Annotated in this window: 18 protein-coding genes, 5 tRNA genes and 2 pseudogenes; 18 read left to right on the top strand and 7 right to left on the bottom strand. The window is 47.5% G+C overall.

Features of this window, described 5'->3' with window-relative positions:
* The first annotated feature begins 128 nt into the window (after window positions 1-128).
* Window positions 129-1004 (top strand): TrmH family RNA methyltransferase, encoded by an 876-nt coding sequence (locus DS743_RS02150; protein ID WP_035184257.1) that lies wholly within the window; start codon window positions 129-131, stop codon window positions 1002-1004.
* A 36-nt stretch (window positions 1005-1040) separates the two neighbouring features.
* Here the strand turns inward: DS743_RS02150 and asnB are convergent, their stop codons facing one another.
* Window positions 1041-2633: an asparagine synthase B gene (gene asnB, locus DS743_RS02145; protein ID WP_035184260.1), complete on the bottom strand. Its 1593-nt coding sequence runs from the start codon at window positions 2631-2633 to the stop codon at window positions 1041-1043.
* Window positions 2634-3269: 636 nt separating this feature from the next.
* On the opposite strand from asnB, the gene DS743_RS02140 reads away from it, so the two are divergent.
* The 11 genes and pseudogenes from DS743_RS02140 (at window position 3270) to DS743_RS02090 (ending at window position 11023) form a co-directional block, all read left to right on the top strand.
* A tRNA-Gly gene (locus DS743_RS02140) sits at window positions 3270-3341 on the top strand.
* Between the two features lie 30 nt (window positions 3342-3371).
* Window positions 3372-3445, top strand: a tRNA-Arg gene (locus DS743_RS02135).
* A 2-nt stretch (window positions 3446-3447) separates the two neighbouring features.
* Window positions 3448-3520 (top strand) — tRNA-Val (locus DS743_RS02130).
* A gap of 3 nt (window positions 3521-3523) precedes the next feature.
* Window positions 3524-3595, top strand: a tRNA-Glu gene (locus tag DS743_RS02125).
* Between the two features lie 26 nt (window positions 3596-3621).
* Window positions 3622-3695: transfer RNA gene (locus DS743_RS02120), tRNA-Asp, on the top strand.
* Window positions 3696-3901: 206 nt separating this feature from the next.
* The gene (locus tag DS743_RS02115) at window positions 3902-4276 is read left to right on the top strand and encodes a GntR family transcriptional regulator (RefSeq protein ID WP_013440030.1); all 375 of its coding nucleotides are present in this window, start codon (window positions 3902-3904) and stop codon (window positions 4274-4276) included.
* Window positions 4263-5168, top strand: a complete 906-nt coding sequence (locus DS743_RS02110) for an ABC transporter ATP-binding protein (RefSeq protein WP_035185249.1) — start codon at window positions 4263-4265, stop codon at window positions 5166-5168. Before DS743_RS02115 ends, DS743_RS02110 begins: the two co-directional genes overlap by 14 nt.
* A complete protein-coding gene (locus DS743_RS02105; RefSeq protein ID WP_035185251.1) occupies window positions 5140-6918 on the top strand; it encodes a DUF6449 domain-containing protein in 1779 nt (592 codons plus the stop codon). The genes DS743_RS02110 and DS743_RS02105 overlap by 29 nt, the downstream gene beginning before the upstream one ends.
* A gap of 107 nt (window positions 6919-7025) precedes the next feature.
* On the top strand, window positions 7026-8399 hold the full coding sequence (locus tag DS743_RS02100) for an amino acid permease (RefSeq protein WP_035185254.1): 1374 nt from the start codon (window positions 7026-7028) through the stop codon (window positions 8397-8399).
* A 564-nt stretch (window positions 8400-8963) separates the two neighbouring features.
* Window positions 8964-10343 (top strand): annotated as a pseudogene (locus tag DS743_RS02095) (aldehyde dehydrogenase family protein); the annotation flags it as partial.
* A 176-nt stretch (window positions 10344-10519) separates the two neighbouring features.
* Window positions 10520-11023 carry an ECF transporter S component gene (locus DS743_RS02090; RefSeq protein ID WP_035185256.1) on the top strand — a complete coding sequence of 168 codons (504 nt, stop codon included), beginning with the start codon at window positions 10520-10522 and terminating at the stop codon, window positions 11021-11023.
* A 91-nt stretch (window positions 11024-11114) separates the two neighbouring features.
* Here DS743_RS02090 and DS743_RS02085 read toward each other — a convergent pair whose 3' ends face one another.
* The 3 genes from DS743_RS02085 to DS743_RS02075 are packed head-to-tail and all read right to left on the bottom strand — an operon-like array spanning window position 11115 to window position 12929.
* On the bottom strand, window positions 11115-11297 hold the full coding sequence (locus DS743_RS02085) for a diguanylate cyclase domain-containing protein (protein WP_035185258.1): 183 nt from the start codon (window positions 11295-11297) through the stop codon (window positions 11115-11117).
* Window positions 11294-12472 carry an EAL domain-containing protein gene (locus DS743_RS02080; protein ID WP_231128270.1) on the bottom strand — a complete coding sequence of 393 codons (1179 nt, stop codon included), beginning with the start codon at window positions 12470-12472 and terminating at the stop codon, window positions 11294-11296. The genes DS743_RS02085 and DS743_RS02080 overlap by 4 nt, the downstream gene beginning before the upstream one ends.
* Entirely contained in the window at window positions 12360-12929 is a 570-nt protein-coding gene (locus DS743_RS02075; RefSeq protein ID WP_231128271.1) for a GGDEF domain-containing protein, read from the bottom strand. Before DS743_RS02075 ends, DS743_RS02080 begins: the two co-directional genes overlap by 113 nt.
* Before the next feature lie 367 nt (window positions 12930-13296).
* Here DS743_RS02075 and DS743_RS02070 point away from each other — a divergent pair, with 367 nt between their 5' ends.
* Window positions 13297-13869: an aminopeptidase P family N-terminal domain-containing protein gene (locus tag DS743_RS02070; RefSeq protein ID WP_035185383.1), complete on the top strand. Its 573-nt coding sequence runs from the start codon at window positions 13297-13299 to the stop codon at window positions 13867-13869.
* Window positions 13870-14146: 277 nt separating this feature from the next.
* Here the strand turns inward: DS743_RS02070 and DS743_RS02065 are convergent, their stop codons facing one another.
* The gene (locus tag DS743_RS02065) at window positions 14147-15853 is read right to left on the bottom strand and encodes an RNA-guided endonuclease TnpB family protein (protein WP_035185260.1); all 1707 of its coding nucleotides are present in this window, start codon (window positions 15851-15853) and stop codon (window positions 14147-14149) included.
* 195 nt (window positions 15854-16048) lie between these two features.
* Here DS743_RS02065 and DS743_RS02060 point away from each other — a divergent pair, with 195 nt between their 5' ends.
* From DS743_RS02060 to DS743_RS02035, 5 genes and pseudogenes are all read left to right on the top strand, one after another.
* Entirely contained in the window at window positions 16049-16654 is a 606-nt protein-coding gene (locus DS743_RS02060; RefSeq protein ID WP_231128272.1) for a M24 family metallopeptidase, read from the top strand.
* A 265-nt stretch (window positions 16655-16919) separates the two neighbouring features.
* Window positions 16920-18121 (top strand): annotated as a pseudogene (locus DS743_RS09235) (MFS transporter).
* A gap of 19 nt (window positions 18122-18140) precedes the next feature.
* On the top strand, window positions 18141-19208 hold the full coding sequence (locus DS743_RS02045) for a hypothetical protein (protein WP_035185262.1): 1068 nt from the start codon (window positions 18141-18143) through the stop codon (window positions 19206-19208).
* Window positions 19209-19222: 14 nt separating this feature from the next.
* Window positions 19223-20404, top strand: a complete 1182-nt coding sequence (locus tag DS743_RS02040) for an ATP-grasp domain-containing protein (RefSeq protein WP_035185265.1) — start codon at window positions 19223-19225, stop codon at window positions 20402-20404.
* Window positions 20401-21621 carry an ATP-grasp domain-containing protein gene (locus DS743_RS02035; protein ID WP_035185268.1) on the top strand — a complete coding sequence of 407 codons (1221 nt, stop codon included), beginning with the start codon at window positions 20401-20403 and terminating at the stop codon, window positions 21619-21621. Before DS743_RS02040 ends, DS743_RS02035 begins: the two co-directional genes overlap by 4 nt.
* A gap of 40 nt (window positions 21622-21661) precedes the next feature.
* Here the strand turns inward: DS743_RS02035 and DS743_RS02030 are convergent, their stop codons facing one another.
* Entirely contained in the window at window positions 21662-22186 is a 525-nt protein-coding gene (locus tag DS743_RS02030; protein WP_035185270.1) for an NUDIX domain-containing protein, read from the bottom strand.
* Window positions 22187-22317: 131 nt separating this feature from the next.
* Entirely contained in the window at window positions 22318-23937 is a 1620-nt protein-coding gene (locus tag DS743_RS02025; RefSeq protein WP_035185273.1) for a peptide ABC transporter substrate-binding protein, read from the bottom strand.
* Window positions 23938-24156: the final 219 nt, after the last annotated feature.

The following is a 24156-nucleotide window of genomic DNA, read 5'->3' as shown; positions in this document are numbered from 1 at the left end:
GTTGGTGGGAAACTGCCTGCGAGGATAGGAAGCTGCCGCGCGAAGCAAGAGTCAGACGGAAGTCTGGCTCTTTTTGTTTACTATAATAAAATAGGTAAGAGGCTAGAGAATAAGAAAGATATAAAGACATGGACAGAATCGACAGAGAAAACAATCTGATCAGAATTAACGCTTTCGATGATCCCAGACTAAAGCTGTTTACTGATTACAATGAAGCTCAGCTCTTTCATTACTATGAGCCAGAAGCCGGTATTTTCATCGCTGAAAGTCCGAAAGTAATCGAGCGGGCAATTAGGGCCGGCTATGAGCCAATCGCCATGCTGGTGGAGGAAAAGGCCTTAGAACGTGATTTAGCGGACTTTGAACGGGAGCTGGCTGCTAACCACGATCACTTGCTTGATTTTCCGATCTTTGTCGCTCAGTCTGACCTTTTGCGCAAGCTGCCAGGCTATAATCTGCTTCGGGGCGCCATTTGTGCCTTTCGAAGAAAAAAGCGGCCAAGTCTGCGTGAATTTGCGGCTGCCTTGCCCAAGCATGCCAGAGTCGGGGTCTTAGAGAGCGTCGTCAATCCAACCAATGTTGGCGCTATTTTCCGCTCAGCCGCGGCCTTAGGCATGGACGGGGTCTTGATTACAACCGACTCCAGTGATCCCTTATACCGGAGAAGCGGCCGGGTCAGCATGGGGACGGTTTTCCAGGTGCCTTGGACTTATCTGGATCAAAAACTTTGGCGGGAAAAAGGCGTAGCCAGCCTGCAGGAATTGGGCTTTAAGACCGCGGCCATGGCTTTAAGGGACAACACGGTTGACATCGACGACCCGGTCTTAAAAGAAGCAGACCGTCTGGCTGTCATTTTAGGTTCTGAAGGACCAGGCCTGTTGCCGCAAACGATCGCGGAGAGCGACTATACGATCAAGATACCGATGGCTGAAAGAGTGGACTCCTTGAATGTTGCCGCCGCTAGCTCTTTAGCCTTTTGGGAAGTCAAAAAAGGACTGGATTAAGTTCCGGTCCTTTTAATTTTGTATTTTCTTTTTTACTTATTCACCGCTAGCCCCGTAGTTGCTCAATACCCGGGCACTTGGGTCGGTGACGCTTCCCAGGCTCTTCCAGCTTCTGTTTGGCATCCAGTAGTCCTTGATCCAGTCAGCCTTGCCAGGGTAGAATTCTTCAAAAATATCCCGGTAAAGAAGTGATTCCTTGGTAAATGGCGTCCGGTATGGGTACTTTTCGCCTGCTTTAGCCAGGTCTTCATCGCTGTACTTGCTTTCAGCGTATTCCTTAAGGTCATCAACCATGGAGTGGCCCACGGCGTCGCTGAAGGCTGCTTTTTCCCGCATAAGGATGTCGCGGGGCAGCCAGTCGCCTTCTTCAAAGGCCTTCCGGAGCAAGTACTTGCCCTTGTGGTAGTGGTTCATCTTCAAGTCCGGATCCACGCTCATGACGTAGTCGACGAATTCCCGGTCAGCGAAAGGCACTCTGCCTTCCAAAGAGTTGGCGGAAATGCAGCGGTCTGCCCGCAAGACGTCGTACATGTAGAGCTCTCTGAGCCGCTTGGCTGCTTCTTTTTGGAATTCTTCCGGGCTTGGAGCGAAGTCGGTGTATTTGTAGCCAAATAGCTCATCAGAGCATTCACCAGTCAAGATGACCTTCAAGTCAGTTGTTTCATGGATCTTCTTGCAGAGAATGTACATCCCGATTGAAGCCCGGATAGTCGTGATGTCCCAGGTTTCCAAAGTATAGATGACTTCTCTTAAAACGCCCAGCACGTCTTCTCTGGTCATGATGAACTCGGTGTGGTCAGTTCCCAGGTAGTCAGCCACTTCCCGGGCATATTTAAGGTCGATCGGGTTTTGGTCCATCCCAATGGCAAAAGTTCTGATCTTCGTATCTGGCTGCAGGCGGGCGGCGATCGAGCAGACCAGGGAAGAGTCAAGGCCGCCTGAAAGGAGGTAGCCGACCGGGGCGTCTGAGGCCAGGCGCTGGTCAACTGATTCAACCAGAAGGTCATGAATCTTGTGAGTCGCAGTCTCAAAATCGTCAGTACTCATCTTGGGGGTGAGGTCTGGTTCATGGTAGGCCACGATCTTTTCCCCGTCATAGTAGTGGCCAGGCAGGAAGGGGTGGATTTCGCGGCAGAGGTCAAGCAGGTTCTTGCCAGTTGAGGCAAAAGCAATCTTGCCGTCTTTTTTAGTAAAGCCGTAGAACATTGGCCGGATACCGATGATGTCTCTAGCCGCGTAAATCGTCTTTGAGAGGTGATCATAGAGGACAAAGGAAAATTCCCCATCCAGCATCTTAACCATCGTCTCAATCCCGTATTTGCGGTAAAGGGGGATCAGAACTTCACAGTCACTGCTGGAAGTAAATTCGTAGTCGGTTTCCAGGTTCTTTTTCAGTTCCGGGTAGTTGTAGATTTCCCCGTTGCAGACCAGGGTGCAGTCCAGGGTTTCAAAGGGCTGCATCCCGCTGTCCGTCAAGTCCATGATGGCCAAGCGGTTGAAGCCAAAAGTAACTCCCCGCTCGTCAAAGACCCTGGTCATGTCCGGTCCCCGATCCTGGCATTTGGCCAGGGCTTCGTCAAAGGTCTTCAAGTCAAATTCGTTGGAGTCGATCGCTAAAAATCCGCACATATACGCTGCCTCTTTCTTTTTTAAGCAAAAAATAATTTAAGTGAGTAAAAATCGCTATTTAATGAAAAAAGGGTCGCCAAGCAAAGAAAAAGCCCTTCGCTCCCCGGTAAGGGACGAAAGGCTTTGTTCCGCGGTACCACCCAAATTGCTCTGATAATAGAGCCTGCTTCTTGAGCACAAATATGCTCATCCGGTGGTAACGGACCAGAACCGGCCAAGCCTACTGGAGCTAAGTCTTTCGGTTGGCAGCTGAAAAAGTGTTTTTCAAGGGGGGCAGAGCCTGCTGAATTTCCACTCTCATCAGCTCACTGGAGGTTGCCCGCCTTTACTCGTCTTTTTATGGCTTACTTTTTTAATTAAGAACTATTGTAATCCAAATGAGAAATAAATCAAGGCTAAATTAAAATGAATTTAAAAAAGCAGAGAAGGCTTGCCAATAAAGTTTTTGATTTTTTCGCTGAAAAGTGTTGACATTTTCCCTAAACCCTGTAGAATACTAGTTGTTGCGTCGCCGAGGCGCGGCAGAAAACAGTAGTTAAGCTTCTTAACGCCGAAAGTAGTTGGTGGGAAACTGCCTGCGAGGATAGGAAGCTGCCGCGCTCAATCAGCCAGACTGTCTAGCCTGGCTTTTATCATGCGGAAGTAGTTCAGTGGTAGAACATCACCTTGCCATGGTGGGGGTCGCGGGTTCGAATCCCGTCTTCCGCTTAGCATCAAGCGATGCTTAATTGAACAGATGCACCCATAGCGCAACTGGATAGAGTGTCTGACTACGAATCAGAAGGTTGTAGGTTCAAGTCCTACTGGGTGCATTGGAGGATTAGCTCAGCTGGGAGAGCATCTGCCTTACAAGCAGAGGGTCACAGGTTCGAGCCCTGTATCCTCCATCTGGCCCGTTGGTCAAGTGGTTAAGACACCGCCCTTTCACGGCGGTAACATGGGTTCAAATCCCGTACGGGTCATTGCCGGAAGGCAAAACAGAATATTTGGTCCATTGGAGCAGTGGTCTATCTCGCCTCCCTGTCACGGAGGAGATCGCGGGTTCAAATCCCGCATGGACCGTCACTGAGAAGCAGGTATCCACCTGCTTCTTTTTTTGTCTTTGCATTTATTTTCTCTTTCTGTCTTATTCTTTTCTTTCTAAATTTTCTTGACTGCTTATTTTACTTTAGAAACAATCTGTTTTCTTTTTGCTAATTACTTGCCAATTTGTCTTTGGTGTACTAGAATAAATAGTACAGTAGAGACAGCTAGAAAGGAGCGAGCTAGTGGACTTTATTGACTATTTGGACAGCCGGCCGATTTACCAGCAGATCGCGGACAGGTACAAGCAGCTGATTCTGACCGGAGTCATGCTGCCAGATGAGCAGCTGCCGTCTGTGCGGAAGTTGGCCATGGAATTGTCGACTAACCCTAATACAGTGCAGAAGGCATACGCCGCGCTGGAACGGGAGGGATACGTTTACAGCGTCAAGGGCCGGGGGAATTTCGTCCGGGCCAATGAAACGCTGAAGAGCAAGCAAAAAGAAGAGCTGAAAGGGAAAATGATTGATTTAATTAAGGAGATTCAAGCAGTAGGCCTGGATCCACAGGAATTATTTGCTGAGGTCATGGAGGAGGCGGTAGAAGATGATCGAGATTGATGCACTAAGCAAGGATTATGGGCAGACAGAGGCCATTAAGAACCTTAACCTGACCATTGAAGAAGACCGGGTCTTTGGCTTGATCGGGACCAACGGGGCCGGCAAGAGCACCCTCTTGCGGATGATCGCTGGCATCCTGCGGCCGACTTCTGGGCATATCACTATTGATGGCTTGCCAGTTTATGACAATCCAGCCGCAAAGAAAAAGTTTTGCTTCATTCCAGATGACCCCTACTTCTTCCCAAATGCCACAGCGGAGTCTATGGCCAGGGATTACGCGGCGGTTTACCAGGACTTTGACCAAGAACGTTTTGCCAGACTGCTGGCGGACTTTCGCTTAGAGCCAAAGCGCCGCATACACGACTATTCTAAGGGCATGAAGCGGCAATTGGCGATCCTGCTAGGATTATGTACTAACACCAAGTACCTGCTCTTAGACGAAGTTTTTGACGGCTTAGACCCGGTTATGCGGCAGAGCATGAAGAGCCTTTTTGCCGAAGACATGGACCGGCGGCAATTGACTCCAATCATTGCCTCTCACAACTTGCGGGAATTGGAAGATATTTGTGACCACATCGGTTTCCTGCACAGCGGCGGTCTGCTTTTATCAGAAGACTTGGTCGACATGAAACTGGAAATCCAGAAGCTGCAGTGCGTCTTTAAGGACGACCGGGACATGGAGGAAGTCCTGGGCAAGCTGAAGCTGGTTGACCACAGCAGACGGGGCCGCCTGCACACTTTGGTCGTGCGGGGGAACCGGAGCGAAGTCGAGGCGGTCTTTGACCATGTGCCGATGACCTTCTTCGAAATCCTGCCGTTGACCTTGGAAGAAATCTTTATTGCAGAAGCGGAGGCAGTTGGCTATGACACGCGCAAACTTATCCTTAAATAAACACGGTCTGCCGCAAAAAGAAATCCTGCGGCACCGGAAAGTACCTGTAGTCTTGGCGATCTTGGTCATGGCCATGTTCTATATCGTTGGGCCGATTCTGGTTTTGATCAGCAACAAAGATGTTGAGACGGCTTCCTTGCTGCATGACGCCCGGACATATTATATTTTTCAAAATACGAGCATGTCGGCTGCGATGGCCGGGATCTTCGGCATCTACCTGGCCTTTGAAGGCTTCCGCTTCTTGCACGTGCCGCGGCAAGTGGACTATTACGAGAGCCAGCCGGTCAGCCGCAAGACCCGCTTCATCGGAATTACGGTCAACAGCTTGCTTATTTATAGCTTGCTTTACTTGCTCTTTTTCCTGGCCGGAATGCTGATCTTGGCTGCAGGTGGGGCTAACTTCCTGGCTGACGGTGAGATCTGGCGGGGCTTTCTGGCCGACCTCTTTGCCTTTTCAGCCTGGTACGCTATCGCCTCTTTGAGCATGATGATCACAGGTAATACCTTTGTGGCTGGCTTAGCCACGATCTTTTTCTCCTGCTTTGAATTTGGCTTGATTTTTCTGAATTCAATCTTCTATTCCACCTTGGCAACTACGGCTGGCTATGACAATCATGATTGGCTGGCATACACCAATCCTTCGACTCAGGTATATAACTCAAATCACTGGCTGGGGATCGGGATTAACCTGCTTTGGACCGTCCTTTACCTCGCCTTAGCCTACTGGGCTTACCAGAAGCGGGCTAATGAAAAGGCGGGCGGAGCTGTGGCTTTTGCCTGGCTTGAACAGGTGGTTAAGATCATCTTGGTTGTCTATTTCGCGGCAATTGGCGGGATTTTTGGCTACATGATGGTCAACTTAAACTTTGCTTGCGGCATTATTGGTGCCCTGATCATTGGTTTAATAACTGCCAGCTTGATGGAAATCATCTACAAGTTTGACCTGGCTGCCTGGAAGCATAATTTTGTCCAGAGCTTGCTGTTAACCGTGGCGGGTTTAGCAATTTTGGCCGGCATGGTTTGGGGAGCCAAGCGCTATGATGATTGGCTACCTGCAAGCAAGCAAGTAGCCAGTGTGGCAATTTCGCGGGATGACGGCATCTATACCAACTATTACATGGGTAAAAAATCAGCTAAAGGTGACGCCAGCGATTATGCCGCGAAATACATGTATTTGCCGGTAAACAGTGACCTCACAAATCTGGGTAAAGCCGGCAGCAAATTTACTCAGAACCGGTCCCATGAACGGGAAGATTCAGTCCAGATGCGCTTTGTCTTCAGAATGAAGAATGGCCGCGTCAAGACCAGGGTCTATGATGTGGATAGAAAGACGCTGAAGAAATACTTTGAACCAATCAGCAAGACCAAGGCTTACAAGCAGGCTTACTTCCAGATCTACCACGACCAGATGATTATGGACAATCTGGATAGCGTGTCCTTTACCTACACAAATGGCAAGGAAACGATCAAGCGCCAGGACAGCCAGCTTTACAAGGACTTCCGGGCAGCCTACAAGCAAGACTTAGCCAAGTGGGACTACCAGCAGGCCAGCCTGCAGAAGCCGATTGGCCAAGTCGCGGTTTCCTGGACGCGGGCAAATGGCAAGCGGGCTAAGATCTACTATCCGGTTTACAGCAACTACAGTCAGACAATTGCTTTCTTAAAGAAAAACAAATTGTATTCCGCAAAGAAAGCTAAATTGGAGTATCAACAGCCCTTAGATTTTTATCTTGAAGATCAATTCGGTTAAAGGGTGAAAATCAGCCTAATTTGCTTAATAACTTTACTTTTCCGGCTATTTTCTCTATTATTAAAATAATTATAGATCAATGTTGCTTTAATTATTTAGGAGGACAGATGGCGAAAAGACACGAAAACGCGGACGGAACGCTCCGGTCCTTATCGAACCGGCATGTCCAGATGATTGCCATCGGGGGCACGATCGGGACTGGTCTCTTCTTAGGGGCCGGCAGCACGATCTCGGCCACCGGACCGTCAGTCATTTTGATTTATGCATTCATGGGGGTCTTTTTCTTCTTCATGCTGCGGGCATTGGGAGAAATGTTTTACTCAGACCCCAACCACCATACCTTCGTCTCATTTATTACTAAATACCTGGGGCCAGCAGCTGGCAACTTCGCCGGCTGGTCCTACTGGATCGGCCTGCTCTTTGCCTGTATGGCTGAACTTACAGCGGTCGGGACCTACTTCCAGTACTGGTTCCCGCACGCGCCTCTTTGGCTGGTTGAGCTGATCTTCCTAGGAGCCTTGACCCTGCTGAACTTGACGGCAGCCCGCCTCTTTGGGGAAACGGAATTCTGGTTTGCCATGATCAAGATCATCGCTATTATCTCCATGATCTTGACCGGGGTCTTCCTGGTGGCAACCCATGCTAAAACCCCGGTTGGCTATGCTTCTTTAGCCAGCCTGACCAAGAACTTCAAGCTGGCGCCAAATGGCACTTACGCCTTCTTTACCGCCTTCCCGATGGTCTTCTTCTCCTTTGCCGGGATTGAATTCGTGACTATCACGATCGGGGAAGCTGAAGATCCCCACCAGGTGATCAAAAAGGCGGTCAACGAGACCTTGTTGAGAATCTTGATCTTCTACATCGGGACTTTGACCGTGATCATGTGCGTGGTTCCCTGGCGGTCAGTGTCTGCCTCAAGCAGTCCTTTCGTCCAGGTCTTCCAGTTAGCCGGCTTCACTACCGCGGCTTCAGTTCTGAACTTCGTGGTTTTGACCAGCGCGGCTTCAGCCTTGAACTCAACCATCTTCTCAGCTGGCCGGCACTTCTTCCAATTAGCGCAAGAAGCTAAAAAGGGCAGCTGGCTGAAAGAAAAATTTGCCAAGATTGCGCCAAACGGGGTACCGGCAAGAGGGATCGCGATCTCAGTTTTATTCGCCCTGATCGCGCCAATTCTCAGCTTCTCTAACACGGCAATTGAGGCTTTCAGCATGGTCGCCGGGGCCACCAGTGACATCTTCATCCTGGTTTACGTCCTGGCCCTGCTGGCTCACCGGAAGTACCGCAAGTCCAGTGACTTTATGGAAGATGGCTTCAAGATGCCTTTTTACCAGGTAACCAGTCCATTGACGATTGCCTTCTTCCTGGTCATCTTCTTCAGCCTCTTCTTCGTCAAGGCGGATATCTTTGGGGCCAGCCTGGCCACGGCCTGGGCCGTCTTCTTTGGGAGTTTCTGTTACTTCCACCAGCGTAAAAGTAAATAAATCATACAGTCATGACCGAGTCATGGCTGTTTTTTATGCGTAATGTTAGGATTTTTTCAAAAATACTGGGAAAAATAAGGGAGAAAAGCTATACGTTTTTGTAAAAGTCGAACATTTTCCTTGGCTTTGCCTAGTAAAGAGAGTATCTTATCTCTGTTTTTTCTCTTCTTTTTGCCAAAAAACAGCTAAAAAACAGAGAGTAAGTGAAAAGGTTACTGAACTGCTAAAAGGCCTTTTACCGTGTCTTTTTTAGTGAAAAACGGAGAATACAGGCAAGCAAATCTGTTTTTTATCGGCGAAAAAGCTGGAAAAATCACCTTTTAACTTTTGTGACAGAAATCGCTATCTTTTGTAAAAGTGGAAAAGATATATAAAATAATTTATTCACAATAACAAAAGGCGGTTATCGCTTACATCGCTAATAAGGCAAAACATAAGGGAAAAGCAGCTTCTTGTGTCATTAAGAAAGGGGGATTTTACCCTCTTTTCTTTTTTCTAAATGTTGTTATAGTAGTAATTGAGAAATTTATCACAAGAAATAAGCAAGAAGCAGGAGACGAGAGAATGCCTAAGCAAAGCACCACAGAAGTGGAAAAGTCAGTTCGAACTGAAGACGAAATCTACCACAATATCGATATTTTGGTTAATAAATCACATGAAGCCTTAGCCCAGATGGACGACTTCAGCCAGGAAGACGTGGACAAGCTTTGTCAAGTCATTGAAAAAGTCGGTGAAGACAATGCTCGCTACTTGGCCCAAATGGCAGTTGACGAAACTGGCCGGGGCAAGGTCGAAGACAAGGTGACCAAGAACACCTATGCTGCCCAGACTATCTGGGAAAGCATGAAGGATATGAAGACGGTCGGGGTGATCGAAGAAGACAAGCAGGAAGGCTTGATGAAGATTGCTGAACCGATCGGGGTCATCGCCGGGGTAACGCCAGTCACCAACCCGACTTCCACGGTTATCTTCAAGGCTATGATCGCCATGAAGAGTAAGAACACCATCATCTTCGGCTTCCACCCGCAAGCCCAAAAATGCTGCGTGGAAACAGCCAAGCTGATCAAGGAAGCCACGGCTGCCGCCGGGGCACCGGAAAACTGGATCCAATGGATCGAACACCCAAGCCTCACGGCCACGACGGCTTTGATGAACAACCCAAAGGTGCAGATGGTCCTGGCCACTGGCGGCCCAGGCATGGTCAAGGCCGCCTACTCAACTGGCAAGCCGGCTCTGGGCGTGGGCCCAGGCAACGGCCCGTCCTACATCGAAAAGACAGCGGACATTGAACAGTCAGTTAACGACATCGTCTTGTCCAAGACTTTTGACAACGGGATGATCTGTGCCTCAGAAAACTCCGTCGTCGTTGACAAGGAGGTCTATGACCAAGTCAAGGAAGCCTTCTTAAAGCGCCACTGCTACTTCTTAAAGGCTGACGAAATCAAGCTCTTTGAAGAACACTTCATCGACCCCCGCCGGGGGACAGTCGCTGGCCCGATGGCCGGCAAGAGCGCGGTCAAGATCGCTGAAATGTGCGGGGTGACCGTGCCTGCCGACACACAAGTCATCGTGGCTGAATACAGCGGGGTTGGCCCGAAGTACCCATTGTCAGCTGAAAAGCTGTCCCCGGTCTTCACCCTCTACAAAGCAGAAAACAGTGCCCAGGCCTTCAAGATCTGCACCGACCTCTTGAACTACGGCGGCCGGGGCCACACTGCCGGCATCCACACCCAAAACAGCAAGGTTATCCGCAAGTTTGCCTTCGCCATGTCTGCCTGCCGTATCCTGGTCAACAGCCCGGCTGCCCTTGGCGGGATCGGCGGGGTCTACAACAACATGATGCCATCCTTGACCCTGGGAACCGGCTCATACGGGGCTAACTCAGTTTCTCACAACATCACCGCCAAGGACCTCTTGAACATCAAGACCGTGGCCATGAGAAGAAAGCCAATCTTATAAAAAATACCGTCATTAAAAATCAAGAATCCATGTCTTAAATTATCTAAGCTGAGGCCATCGCCTTGGCTTTTTATTTCTTCTTTTTTGTAAGAAAAAAACCTAAAAAAATACTGAAAAAGTGCTAAAATAGAAAGCAAAGTTACAAGCTGGAGGGAAATCACATGCAAAAATCATGGTCAGTCAAAAGAGCCGCCGTCGTCGCCGTTTTGATGGCGATGAACGTTGCCTTGTCTTCATTCAGTATCCCTGTCCCAGGCGGCCACCTCTACTTCAACGACGTGGTCATCGTCGCCGCGGCCTTGTTGCTGTACCCATCAGAGGCCTTCGTGGTCGGCGGGGTAGGGGCCTTCTTGGGCGACTTCCTTTTCTACCCGGCGCCCATGTTCGTCAGCCTCTTCTCCCACGGCTTTGAAGCCTTGATCATCTCTTACTTTGCCCACAAGTTTGCCGGCGAGCAAAAGAAGGTCATCTTGGGCATCTTTATCGGCGCCGCCGTGATGGTAACTGGCTACACTTTAGGCCGGGCCTTCATTTACGCGACCCCGGCTATCTCCCTGGTCAAGTTTCCTTTTGAATGCCTGCAGGCAGCCGTTGGGGCGTGCTTAGGCTACAACCTGGTCTACCACGCCGGCATCGAAAAGCAGTTCCAACACCGCTTGCGGTAAACAGGGAGAAAAAAGAAATACAGAAAGCACTACAAGCAAAAATCCACCCAGATGGGTGGATTTTTTAATGCTCATTCAGTTAAATAGAATGCTAATTATAGCGCGAAGGCCCGCCGCTGATCTGGTTGCGGCCATTGTCCTTGCTCTGGTAGAGCATGCGGTCGGCTTCCCGGATCATTTCGTAGACCTCGTCTGGGGTCTGGGCCTGGCCATAGACATAGCCGGCAGAAATATGGATGTCAAACTTCAAGTCCAGAATCTTGACCTGTTTCAAGTATTCCCGGACCTTTTGGTCATTCCTGCGCAGCCGGTCCAGGAGCGGAAGGCTCTGTTGCAGTAGACCAGCTTGGCCTGCTGGCTTTGGACGATGAAGATGGAATTAGGCCGGGGATTCTCAAAGTTGTTGTCCAGCCGGTCCCGGGTTTCCAAGTAGGGATCCAGGACGTTGATGTGGTTGAAGCCAGAGAAAAGGGCTCTTTCTTCAACGCTTTCAAAGTTATCTCTTTCCTGGCTCAGTTCTTCTTCCGGCATTTCTTTAGCCAAAAGCCGCCCCTGAGTCAGCATGATTCCTAAGGACCGGATGAAGTTTAGCATGGCCTGGTCCTCAACCCCCTTGACGACCGGGACGATCTTGAGCAGGCGGGACATGTTGATGACGGAAGCCAGGATGATCTTGGCCCTTTGCCGGTTGGTATTGAAGCTGCGGACGTCGACTTTAAGATAGTCGAAATTGTATTCCAGCAGGGTTTCCGTTGACAAGTCGTTGTTTTCCCCGCCATAGCGGTCCAGGCAGATCCTGAATCCTTGTTTCCGCAAGTTGGCCGCCGCGTCCTTCAGCCGCTGCTGGTCAACCGCGACTGGTTGGGCCAGCAGGTCAAACTGGATCATGTTGTGGGGGATCTGGTATTTCTGGGTGATCCCGAGAACTTGGTCGATGAAACCGTCGATGTTGAAGTCGCTAGGCGAGAGGTTGATGGAGACCGGAACGGTTGGCAGGTTGTCGGCCCGCCTTTGGTCCATCTGGTAGACCAGGCCGCTTCTTTCCAGAACAGGGATAAAGCGGCTGGCCTTTAAAGCCGGCTTACCTGGTTCCTGCCAGCGGGAGACGGCTTCAAAGTTGCAGATTTTCTTAGAATAGAGGTTGAAAATCGGCTGGTAGTAGACCTTGAGCCAGTTCTGGCTGAGGGCTTCTTCAAAGTGGCCCATCAAGTAGTCCTGCATCTCAAAGCGCTTCTTGACAGATGTATTGTAGACCTGGTAAGCCTTGTCGACGGCGCTGGTGGCTGGTCCCATTTCCTTGACCTGGTAGACGCCGGCTCTGACGGTCGTGACCTTGTCAGCGGAAAAATCCGCGACTTTCTTCTGGATCTCCGGCAGCAGCTTCTTGGAAGCTGGCCCGGATGATTTCCCCGCACTTCTTGATAAGCTGGTTCCCCTGCAAGAAGCCAAAGTGGTCGTTGTAAGAGTGCAGGGAGGAAATGTCGAAGTAGATAACGTCAACTTGCCCGGCCTGCTTTAAGAGCTTTCTTAAAAAGTCATCCCCGAACTTGCTAAAGTAGCTGACATTGGGCATGCCCGTCAGCAGGTCCATGTTGGGGGATTCACTTTGCTCCTTGGTCTGCTGGCTCTGGTCATTACCCAGGTCAAAGTAGGTAACCAGCAAAAGGATTGTGCCGTCCTCAGTCTTGATCCGCTTTGAGTGGGCAAAAATGGTGTGGTATTCGCCCTTGATGGACAGGCAGTAGGTCAAGTGGCATTGGGGATACTTGATAGCTGAAGCTGAAAAAGTTGCCAGGTGGACAACGTCAGCCGGGTAGACCCGGCCAAAGCTGTGGTGGTTGAGGTATTCCAGCATGGACTCCCGGTCAGAGCCAACCATCTTGCAGTATTCGTCAGAAGCCAGCAAGGCATGGTACTTCCCCGTCGATGACCTGCATAACTAAAAGCGGCAGGGGTGTTTTCTCATATCGGGCGCGTTCTTGATCGGTAAATTGGTAAAGGGCTTCTGCCATAGTTATTCCTTAATTGATTGAAGGATAATCAAGTGGGTGATTATCAGCTTAAGTTAATAGTTCTTTTCTAATAAGCCAGTGCTTATGATGCAAAATTTTGTTTCCCCAAAATCCAAAAGCAGATCAATAGAATGATTTTTGGATTTGATAGAAATTATAATATGATCGAGTAGCTTTGCCTAGCTAATTCACTAAAAAAGCCTAGAAAAAGGAAATAAATATGAAAATAGAACAAGAACACTTTCTTGGGAGTGAAAAAGCATGAAAGAAGAAAGAAAATTAACCTGGGAAGAGCATTTGGCAGCCTTAACGTCCTACTTGGATGAAAAAGGCATTGACCTGGCCTATGTGGCAGAGCCAGTGGACATTGCCTACCTGACGGGCTACAGCAGCTGGACGGAGGAGCGGGTCTTTGCCCTGCTGGTATCCAGAACAGGCCAGGCCCTCTTGCTGGTTCCGGCGATCAATGAAGGAGAAGTCAAGCAGACTTCTTGGGCGGACCGGGCCTGCTTTTACCAAGATGGGGAGAATCCATGGGAGAAGGCAAAAGAGAGGATGGCCGCCTGGCCAAAAGGATTTTGGGCCCTGGAAGCGCGGGCGGTGACCCTCAGCCACTACCGGGCGATTAAGGAAGTTTTCCCGGAAGCAAATTTGGCAGCAGACATCTCTTCCTGGCTGGCCAGACAGCGGATGATCAAGTCGCCGGCGGAAATAAAAAAGCTGCAGGCGGCTGGCAGGCTGGCTGACCAGGCCCTGGACTTGGCTTTTGCCGAATTCAAAAACATATCCATTAATATTCAAGTGAACACTAATGAACAAATTCTTGTCCTCTAGCTGAAGCTAGAAGATTTTTTAGGCTTTTTCGCGGGGAAATGCCTTGTGCGCTCAGTTGTATGTACCTCCACTAAAGTTTCCCTTAGCTTCTGATACTTTTATCATACGCACAGTCAAAGAGTTCGCCATATTTTGCTTAACAAAGCCCGAAGACTCAGTCTCACAAAACGGGCAGGAATATGTCCTAAGTTTCCCTAGTGCCGAAGCTCTAGGGCAGCGCCCAGTCCACGACTTGAAGCAGGGACGAACCCACGCTTGTGACGCTTTGATTGATAGACTATGCCATCACCAACTGTTTGTTTGCGTAACGGTCTTCAAGAATCAACTTAACATTCTTGTATGGCATATATTTCGTTATTTCTTTGTCATCCGCTCTTTGCAAAATATTTACCGCTGCTGCTGTATTTGCGTTCATTTCTCCACAATTTGGACAGACAGCCGTTTCATGATGTGCGCCTTTTCTTTCACTGAAATGCGCACCACAGCTTGGACAGAACTGAGACGTATATGCTGGATTAACGTCAATAGTTTGAACTCCCAGACTGCCGCATAAATACTCGATACGTTTATCCAGTCTTCCTTTAGTCCATGACGATAACTTTCGTCTCACTTTTGCTTCATAGCGGTTTGATGCTTTAGGCAATTTCTCTTTAGTAAAAGTCAGATCTTCCTTAACAAGAACATCTGGATCTTCTGCCACAAGCATCTGTCTAATGCTTGTGTTTATCACCCGCTCCATATTGCGTTGCTTTCTTTCGTGTTGGCGGTGGTAAAGTTTGCTACCAAGATGGTGTTCTTCAAGACGGGCAATTTGGCGCTCAAGACTTCCAATGCGGTGTCTGATACGTTCCTTTGTCTTAGCTAAATAATCCTTGGCTAACTTTTCCTGCAAAGCAGACTTTTCTTCTCTCAATTCCTTGGCTGACTGGATGTACTCATTACGATTTGTATTGCGGTCATTGATCCGCTCAACTTCAGCACCTACCAATCTGCCGAAGCCTGCTCCATATTCTTGACCACTGCTGCAGGAAATGAGAGTTGCCAATCCCTTGTCCATACCCAGTTGCTTTTGTGGCTTGCGGAGATTATGGGCAACAGCTTTAATAGCACGATGAACTTCCAGCCGCTTCTTGTCTCGATCAAGAATGAGCTGGATGTCGCCGCGTTTCTTCTTGTTGGCATAGCAGTATGGCCCTGTCAGCTTAAACTGCCTTTTCTTTCTGCATTTTGCCGTCATGATTTCTAGGTAGTTTGAGCCGCCTTTTTCAACAACTTTCCACATCACTTCGTCATAGAGCATGCATCGTGCAGCCGTTGAATGAGGGTAGGGCTTATGTTTTCTGGTGAGGCGTCTGATATATGCAAAGCAGTGCCGAAGCTGTTTCTCGGATAAAGCGGCTCTTAGTGCAGGATATTGGCTCATTTCTGCATTTGGCTGTGCTTCATTCTCACGTCTCTGCAGAATAAGTTGCCAGTAATATGGAGAAGTGAAGACGTAATCGAGGTACTGGCGCTCAGCATTAGCCAATGTATCGTTAGCTTGAACCATCCTTTTCAGTTTCAAGCCAAGATTTGACCACATGGAATTGAGATTCATACACACGTCTTTAACCGCTTCTGTTACATGCCGGCCTTGAATTCCAAACTGCTCGCTCAGAAGCTTTTGCTTTGAGAGTCTGACCGTTCTTGAATCGGGAGACTTCAATCCTTGAGCTTTATTCTTCTTATAGATCTTTTTCCAGTCTTTGACCGCTTTGCGAGCTTTCTTGATTTCACCGTCATGCTCGCGGATTTTATCTCTAGGGCCATACCAGTTAGCAACATCAGTCATGTGATTGATGCCACACAACTGTGAATAAAGGAAGTCTCTGCATTTGCCGTAAGCAGTGAACAGCTCATCCAATTCTTTTAGTTTGTTACTATTTAACTTTACGGTGTAGGCTTTAACTGTCTTAGTTTGAGTTCTTCTCTTTTTTCTGGTCATTTTGGGAAACAACTTTCTTCTTACGATCTTATGTTCGCGTTTAGCTGTATTATATCACAGAAGCTCGTCCAAATACATTGATAACATGACCTAGAATAGAAAAGACTACAAATAAGTATTAGTAGTCTTAAATTGCTATTTTTGACTATATATTATTACAGCTGCTGACTTGCCCTTTTAAAAGCGGGGCAGGGGATGAGTGAAAGCGAGCTGGCCCTTGAACTGGACTACCAGCTGAAGAAAAAGGGGATGGGGGACTTGAGCTTTCCATTGATTGTCCAGGCCGGGGAAAGCGCGGCCAGTATCAGCGGCCTGCCCAGCCAAAAGGGAGTTCAAGCTGGGGACATGGTGATTTTTGACTTGGGTATCATGAAGGATGGCTATGCTTCAGATGTCAGCCGGACGGTGGCCCTGGGCGAAATCAGCACGGCAAAGCGGGAAATCTATGAGACGGTCCGGTTAGCTCAGGAAACGGCTGCTAAGGCGGCAAGACCAGGGATGACGGCAGGTGAGCTGGACCAGGTGGCCCGTGGGGTTATCGAAGAAGCGGGCTACGGGCAGTACTTTACCCACCGCTTGGGTCACGGGATTGGGATGCAGGTCCATGAGCCGGTGAATCTGGAGCCGGGAAGCAAGCAGAAGCTGGAAGCAGGGATGTGCTTTTCCATTGAACCGGGGATCTATTTGCCGGGTGTTGGCGGCGTCAGAATCGAGGACTGCGGCTGGGTGAAGACGGCTTCCACCCCTTTACCAAGACCAGGAAAGATTTGTTGCTTTTGTAAGGAAACAGTTAAAAAGTGAGCTATTTGGTCATACCCAAACACTTTTTGTGTTTGAGCATGGCCTTTTTTCTTTCAAAAAGAAAGAGCAAGCAAACAAATCTCTAATTTATACGGACTGTATATTGCAATGAAAAGCTCTGAAAAAATTTGGCGATAAGTAGGCGATCACCTTGAATGACAGAAGCTTAAAAAAACGAAATTTAATTGACAATACAATGAGAAATGCTACTATTTTAAATATGTTTTTAATCTAAAAGGTAAGGGGTGTGCTAGTGAGGTGAAAAATGAAATTAAATGAAAGAGAGCTAGCTAATACCGTCAAGCTTGTAACAAGCAATAGTATTTCCAAGCTTGGAGACATCTTGTTCGATTATGTTAATTCTGTCTGGCTATCGAAGCTGGGGAACGGCAGTTTTTGGATGGCAGTGTATCAGAGCAGTGAAACGATCGTCAGTGTTTTCGTCAACTTTATAGGCGGAATCTTGTCTGATACGAAGCAGCGGAAGAGCATTATCTGGATTTGCGATATTATTGCCGGTCTCTTGTGTATTGCGCTAGCAGTGTTTGTTCCTTCTATTTGGTTGTTATACGCAATTATTGCGGTCAATATTGCTTTATCGGTTCTGTCTTCGATCAGAGATCCAGCCTATAAGGCGGTCTTTGGTGAAATTGTCCGCAAAGAACAGATTGGCCGGGTCAATTCTTTGCTTGAAAGCTGCAAGCAAACTATCAAGGTTGCTGGCCCAGTGCTTGCCATGGTGATCGCTAAATTTGTTGGCAGTAAGATGGCTTTGCTGCTGGACGGACTTACTTTTATTATTTCTGGTTTGTTGATCAGACAGCTGGATATTTTGTTTGAAACAGAGCCGCCGGTAGCTAAGCAAAGCAATTTTAGCAAGATCAAGGATGCATTTAAGTATCTGCTGGCCGAAAAAATATTTTGATCGTAATTGTTTTTGCCAGCGTAATCAACTTTATTTTGGCAGGTTACGAATTGATTCTTCCTTTTGCCAGTTTTGCTTTTAGCAAGAATGCTTATGCTTTCTTTTTAACGGCTGAATCAGTTGGTGGCTTGCTGGGAGCAGTGGCTTCAAATTTGATTCGGAAGGAATTATCCAGCAAGTATCTGTTCTGGATTATTGCTGTGGCTGGACTGCCGCTGGCGGTGATGAGTTCGCTGTATCAAGTTAGTCATTGGCTTTTTGGGCCGATAATCTGTATTACCCTGTTTAATTTCTGCGTTTCGGTTTTTAACATTCAGTTTATGACTTACATTCAGACCAACGCGGATATGACTTACATTGGCCGGGTATTCAGTATTGTCTTTACGGCGGCAATCATTTTCGTGCCGCTCGGTTCCTTTTTCTTCCAATTTGTCATGGACGTAAAGGACAGCGTGGATTATTTGTGGCTGGGGGGATTGCTGATGTTTGTAGCAGGCCTTGCCAGTGTAATTTATTCGCTGAATCAGCGGCGGGCAGAATAGAGTTAGGGTGTTACTGCAGATGAGTACCTATAAGAAATTTGTTCGGATGTTGCGGGAAAAATGGCAGGTTGAAGAATTACCTGAAAGTCCGCTTTTACGGCCTGATGATGGATACTTCACTTTCTCACCTTTCCAAGATACAGAAGGAAATTTCGACAGTTTAAAAAGTATGTCTAGCATCTTTGTAAAATATCAGCCAACAATCAGAAAACTGAACGCGCTAGATTTGACGAACCCTTTAAATCTGAATTATCAGACGACGTATGCTGTACAAAAATATCAACGATCCAATCAAATCGATTTGATTAAGCAGCTAATTGAAGTCAGCCGTGAAAAGCTATTCCCACAAATTGCTGCTTCTGAAGTAGAAATTACCTACCCAGACATCTTGCATGATTACTTTGCACAACGAAAATTTGAATTTAAGCTCAATGAAGTTGAAACAACTGATAGATATCTCTGCAAGTTGGATATACCAGGAAAGCACTATTACATTAAAGTACGAATGAAGTTTAAGACTGGGTCAATCAATGTTGTTGATTTTGTATTGGTCGATTATGACTCAAGTGACTTTTCTTCACAACTTGATTCTATTTGGGTAGAAAACTTGATAGATTTGTTGACCGAAAATAAACGTTTCATCTTTGATGAGGCTAAATATCAAGCAGAGAAAGCTGCAGTTGCTAAGTATACGAATGAACCTAGAGACCAACATGTGATTATTAATGATGTTCGCACCGTGCTAAAAGTCATGTCTCTAGGGATCCTTCCAGCTGCCAAAGGAATTAATAGTGAAGTAAAGCGGAAGATACGCCATCTCTATTTTTACTACGTCTATTATGTCAACAATGACGTTGATGAGCTAGTGTCAGTAGTTGAGCAGATCGGAAAAGCTGAAAAATATTCTGCTGATATTTTGGCGATTTTTACTGAAAATCTGCGGGAAACGCAAAAAAATTACTGGGCAGCAGTTAAAACTGTTAAGAAAAAGAATTTAACTAGAGAAGTAGCACAGAGCTCTTTAGGGTTGCCGGATGAGTATTATGGTGACTTTTTACAAAACTGGCACAGCGAATACGATTTTTAGGAGGTGAGCCAGCAATGAAATACTTTATTTGGGCCTACAATCCCAAAGTGGTCGGCATTCGTCCTAGTCAGGGAATTTCCTTCGTTGTTCCAGAAACTAAAACAGAAGCCTATTTAGAATTGGAAATCAATCAGATTATTCCTGTCAAAAGGATCGATTTTCAGACCGTCTATCCAATTTTTAAACAAAAGCAGGCTGAAGGAGAAAAAATTGAGGATATCTTTACCCTTCAAGAAGAAATCATGGACTGGGTGGGAGTGCTAAAGGCAATCTTTGTTCCTGGAAAAACAGGCGTGAGCGATGTCTTGTTCAAGGATAAGTACTATATGCGGTCGGTTTTAAAGCAGGAAGTAACCGAGCCGGATTTTTATGAATTAACGGAAAATTCTGCAGTTGAAAGCATTAATGAAGGGATGGTCAAACCAAGACGCGCGGACTCAACCAAAGGTATCAGTTATTTTAAAGCGCCTCTGCCGTTGTCTTCTTTAAAGAATCAAAGTGGTTATCTGAGCGATAAAGATTTATTGGTAGAAAGTTTTGTTCATTATGACCGGATGTTTACCGTTGACGGCTACACTGATTTTCAGGGTCATTCCCGTTTCTTTAGCCATGAGTACAATAATAAACTGAGCGATTTTAAAAAGACTGGTTATTTTACCCTCCATACCAGTTCACTTTACTATCAAGATCAGCAGCTGCTACAAAAGTTGTTTGCCTTAAGCCAGAAGGCACTTCAAGCATTGAATGTTGAAAGGGACATTACTCCTTTTCACTTTGAATGGTTTTATTCTGATAAAGACCAGAGCTTTGTCTTTACCGAGGTTGGCAAGCGTTTTGGCGGAGCGAAGATTCCAAAATTGGTTAAGCAGTCCTTTGGCGTCGATCTTCTGGAAGAATATTGGAAAATGCAAGAAGGGCGTGCAGAAGAGATCGATTGGGAGCAGCCTCTTTCACCGCGGGTCTGCTCAAGCTCTTATGTTCAGCTGACTAATGGAAAGACGATGATGGAAAGTTTAGAGGAAAAAATCCCAGACCTTTTCACTTACGAGCAAAACCATCCTGTAGGAGTGCAGTCGCAAGCAGCTGAATCTATCGGGGATGCCTTCTTTCTGGCCCAGTATACCAGCAAGGATGCAGCAGCTTCAGATATGGTCAGCGCCAAAATCAACAAGGCTTTTAATGAGGTTTGCCGATGAAAAAGATTGTAATTTTAGCCCCTATCAGCAACAACTATATTAACTATTTCGATGCTATTAGCGGGGATAAGGATAACCGCTATCTGATTTTTGCCATGGAACGGCACCGTGACAATTATCCAGAAACTTTGCCAGAAAACATCAAATTCGTTTTCTTGAAGATCTGGAATGAAGAATATATTGACTACGTGATCAGTCAAACTTTTGGCCAGCAGATCGACTACGTTTATGCTTATTCTGAAGAAGAGATCATCTTTGCGGCAAAATTACGGAAAAAATACCAAGTTACCTTGGGGCAAAGCTTGACGAGCGCGGAAGAATTCCGGAATAAATTAACTATGGTCAAGGCAGCTGAGCAAGCTCACGTAGCCGTTCCCCGTTACTGGCCGGTCGATAACGTGTTTGATCTGATCGAGGCAGAAAAGAAGCTGGGCTTCCCCTTCGTGTTAAAGCCAATTGCCGGCATGGGGTCGATGGATACCTTTGTAGTTCATGATCATGTTGAGTTAGAAAGGCTGGCCGCTGATAAAATTCTTCGTGGCTATTTGGCAGAAGAATTTATCCCCTGGCCCCTGTATCACGTGGATGGTTTTGTAAAGCAAGGCCATTTTGTCTACTTGATCAGTTCTAAGTATTTTGCCAATACACTAGAAGTGAAAGACGGTAAATCAGTTGGAAGCGTGCAGATAAACCCGGCCGCGGCAGAACAGAAGTTGATCCGCTCTTACGCGACGGACCTACTCAAAGGAATGGATACGCCGGAAAACTATCTCTTTCATCTTGAAGTCTTTTGCGACGGCCGCGAGGTAACATTGTGCGAGATCGGGTCAAGATTGGGGGGAGGACGGATTCTGCAAGAGCTTGAGCAAGGGCTGGGCTTTAGTCCTATTCAAGAATTGCTGAGGCTGGATCTGGGCCTGCCGAATAAGGTGGACCTTGACAAGGAGTATAAGTCAGCTGAGATTCGCGGTTTTGTGATGGTTGAACCTGGCCGGGGAATTTTGCAAAAATTGCCGGCCGCAGATGCCGTGCTAGCAGCCAATCCGGAAGTCTATGACTACTATCAATATGCTAAGCTTGGCCGGACCTATAATGGCGCGGCCAGCAGCGTAGAGGCCCTTGCGGCAATTTCCGTTTGCGGAAAAGACAGCAGGACCGTTGAAGAAAAACTAAAGGATCTGGATGCCTGGCTGAAAAAAGCAGCAGTATACAGCTAAAAAGCAGGGAAGGCTATTTTATAGCCTTCCCTGCTTTTTCTTATCTTCTCTCATTAAGCAGCCGCCACTTGAGCCAGGCTGCTTGGCCAGCCCCGTGGGCGAATTCACCCTTAACGATCAAATCTTCCAGCTGGTCGACAGAGACGATCTCCATCTTGATTTCTTCCAGAATCTCTCTTTTTGGCTGAGCCATTTTTGTGGCCCGGCAGGCAAAAAGGGTGATCTTCTCATTGGTTGAACCAAAAGAAGGGTAGGTGAAACCGAGTTCTGTCAAATGGCTGGCCTCATAGCCCGTTTCTTCCAGCAGCTCTCTTCTGGCTGCCTGACTGGGCTCTTCTCCCTCATCAATGCCGCCGCTGGGGAATTCATATTGCCAGCTGCCAACGGGATGCCGGTATTCCTTCAAGAGCAAGACGTGGTCATCATCAACGAAGGGGATGATGGAAATCCCGAAGCCGATCGTAACGTAGGAATATGGGGCGATTTGCCCGTCCTTGGCCACCTTCTCTTGAATGACCGTGAAGCGGTCCACCTTGATAGTTTCTTTCTTGACTACTTTGTACATTTTTTGCCTGCCACCAATCTCTTTAAAAATCAGTTCAATTGTAGCAAAAAAAACAGTTAAAGTACAAAAATAGCAGACCAGGTGGTCTGCTATTTTCAGTGATTCAGTTTGTTAGTCTCTAGGGACAGACGCTAGTTAACGTGAGCGTACTTGAAGTCCCAGTGGTCGCGCAGGTTTACCAAGCCCTTGATTTCTGGACGGACAATCCAGGCACTGGTGCTTGAGTAAAGTGGTGAAATACCAACGTCCTTCAACAGAATGCCTTCAGCCTTGGACAGGTCGCTCCAGCGTTCAGAGTCTGAGCCAGTAGTCTTTGAAGCCGCGATCAGCTTGTCGTATTCCTTGTTGGACCACTTGCCGCCGTTTTGGGCGTTGGTGGAAGTCAGCAAGTCCAGGAAGGAGATCGGGTCGTTGAAGTCGGCACCCCAGGCAGAAACAACCATGTCGAAGTTAAGCGCGTTAGTTCTAGCCAGACGGGTCTTGAATGGCAGGTTCTGGGTGGTGATGGAGACTTGCGGCAGAGTTTCCTGGATGTTTGATTGCATTGCTTCAGTAGACTTCTTGGCACCATCGGTGTCGTCTGACAAAAGCTTGAAGCTCAGCTTGGAAACGCCAAGTTCCTTCATACCTTGCTTAAGGTACTTTTGGGCTTCCTTCTTGTTGTAGTAAGTGTAAGCTTCGTCACTCTTGGAAATCAGGCTGGTGTAGTCCTTGCCGTTAACCGTGGTCAGCTTGGCTGGAGTGAAGGTGTGAGCAACAGTGTTGCTGCCGCCCAGGACCTTGGTCAGGCTTTCCCGGTTAATAGCCATGGAAAGAGCCTTACGGATGTTGGCGTTTTGCAGGTACTTGTTCTTAGCCTGGTTGAATTGGATGTAGAAGGTAGTCCCACGTGGGTAGAGAGCATAACCCTTTACGCTCTTAAGCTGCTTGCTTTGTTCAGCGTCCAGGGCTACAGCATCAAGCTTGTTTGACTGGTAGAGGTTGTAAGCAGTTGACGGGGTCTTTTGCACGCTGTAGTTGACCGCGTCCAGCTTGACATTCTTCTTGTCCCAGTAGTATGGGTTCTTCTTGAGCTTCCAGGACAAGCTTGACCCGCTCCAGCCGCTCATAATGTATGGCCCGTTGTAAACCATGTACTTGGAGGCAGTACCGTACTTGGAGCCGTACTTCTTGACTGCCTTTTCGTTTTGTGGGAAGAAGCTCCCGAAGGCCATCAGGTTGTTGAAGTAAGGAATCCGCCGGTCCAGGGTTACGACCAGCTTGTACTTGCCAACGGCCTTAATCCCCAAAGTTTCCGGCTTCTTCTTGCCGTTTTGGATGTCGGTGGCGTTCTTGATGCCTTCAAACAGGTAAGCGTATTGAGAAGCAGTCTTTGGGTCAACCGTTCTGCGCCATGAGTAGACGAAGTCTTGCGCGGTTACCGGGTCACCGTTTGACCACTTGTTGTCCTTACGGAGAGTGAAGGTGTAGGTCTTCCCGTCCTTGGATACCTTTTCGCCAGTTGCCATGGCCTTTTCCTGGCTGCCGTCAGACTTTGCCCGGTACAAACCTTCCATGGTGTTGATCAATTGGGTAAAGCTGGCAGAGTCAGTGGCCTTGGACAGGTCCATAGTCGGAATTTCAGCTGATTCTTCCCAGTTCAGTTCCTTTTTGTTAGATGAAGAAGATGAAGAGTTGCCGCCGCAGGCCGTCAAGGCTAATGCAGCCGTCAAGATGCTGCCGGCAGCCAAAAAAGTCTTAGTCTTTTTCATGTTGTCCTCCTTGAAAAGTTTACATTATCAAACACTAATTGTAGTCTAACAGAAAATACACAAAAAGAAACGCTCTCTTGCGACTATGAGCTGAAGATGAGACGGGACTGAAATTGTTGTTAAAGCAACCGTGAAGTAATTAAAGATAACTTTAAGTATTAGTTCATTTGCTAGAAAACAGTCTAGTCTAACTTAAAAGCAGAATTGGCTGATTGTTTA

Source organism: Lactobacillus leichmannii (assembly GCF_024701915.1).
In the GTDB taxonomy this organism is placed as follows: domain Bacteria; phylum Bacillota; class Bacilli; order Lactobacillales; family Lactobacillaceae; genus Lactobacillus; species Lactobacillus delbrueckii.
The sequence above is the reverse complement of the archived record's forward strand: the minus strand, read 5'-3'. Positions and strand labels throughout refer to the sequence as shown.

Excerpts from the sequence above, each read along its gene's own strand:
- DS743_RS02065 (WP_035185260.1), bottom strand. The coding sequence starts at position 15,853 with ATGACCAGAAAAAAGAGAAGAACTCAAACTAAGACAGTTAAAGCCTAC.
- DS743_RS02090 (WP_035185256.1), top strand. The coding sequence starts at position 10,520 with ATGCAAAAATCATGGTCAGTCAAAAGAGCCGCCGTCGTCGCCGTTTTG.
- DS743_RS02060 (WP_231128272.1), top strand. The coding sequence starts at position 16,049 with ATGAGTGAAAGCGAGCTGGCCCTTGAACTGGACTACCAGCTGAAGAAA.
- DS743_RS02100 (WP_035185254.1), top strand. The coding sequence starts at position 7,026 with ATGGCGAAAAGACACGAAAACGCGGACGGAACGCTCCGGTCCTTATCG.
- DS743_RS02070 (WP_035185383.1), top strand. The coding sequence starts at position 13,297 with ATGAAAGAAGAAAGAAAATTAACCTGGGAAGAGCATTTGGCAGCCTTA.
- DS743_RS02045 (WP_035185262.1), top strand. The coding sequence starts at position 18,141 with ATGAGTACCTATAAGAAATTTGTTCGGATGTTGCGGGAAAAATGGCAG.
- DS743_RS02035 (WP_035185268.1), top strand. The coding sequence starts at position 20,401 with ATGAAAAAGATTGTAATTTTAGCCCCTATCAGCAACAACTATATTAAC.
- DS743_RS02030 (WP_035185270.1), bottom strand. The coding sequence starts at position 22,186 with ATGTACAAAGTAGTCAAGAAAGAAACTATCAAGGTGGACCGCTTCACG.
- DS743_RS02105 (WP_035185251.1), top strand. The coding sequence starts at position 5,140 with ATGACACGCGCAAACTTATCCTTAAATAAACACGGTCTGCCGCAAAAA.
- DS743_RS02040 (WP_035185265.1), top strand. The coding sequence starts at position 19,223 with ATGAAATACTTTATTTGGGCCTACAATCCCAAAGTGGTCGGCATTCGT.
- DS743_RS02110 (WP_035185249.1), top strand. The coding sequence starts at position 4,263 with ATGATCGAGATTGATGCACTAAGCAAGGATTATGGGCAGACAGAGGCC.
- asnB (WP_035184260.1), bottom strand. The coding sequence starts at position 2,633 with ATGTGCGGATTTTTAGCGATCGACTCCAACGAATTTGACTTGAAGACC.
- DS743_RS02025 (WP_035185273.1), bottom strand. The coding sequence starts at position 23,937 with ATGAAAAAGACTAAGACTTTTTTGGCTGCCGGCAGCATCTTGACGGCT.
- DS743_RS02150 (WP_035184257.1), top strand. The coding sequence starts at position 129 with ATGGACAGAATCGACAGAGAAAACAATCTGATCAGAATTAACGCTTTC.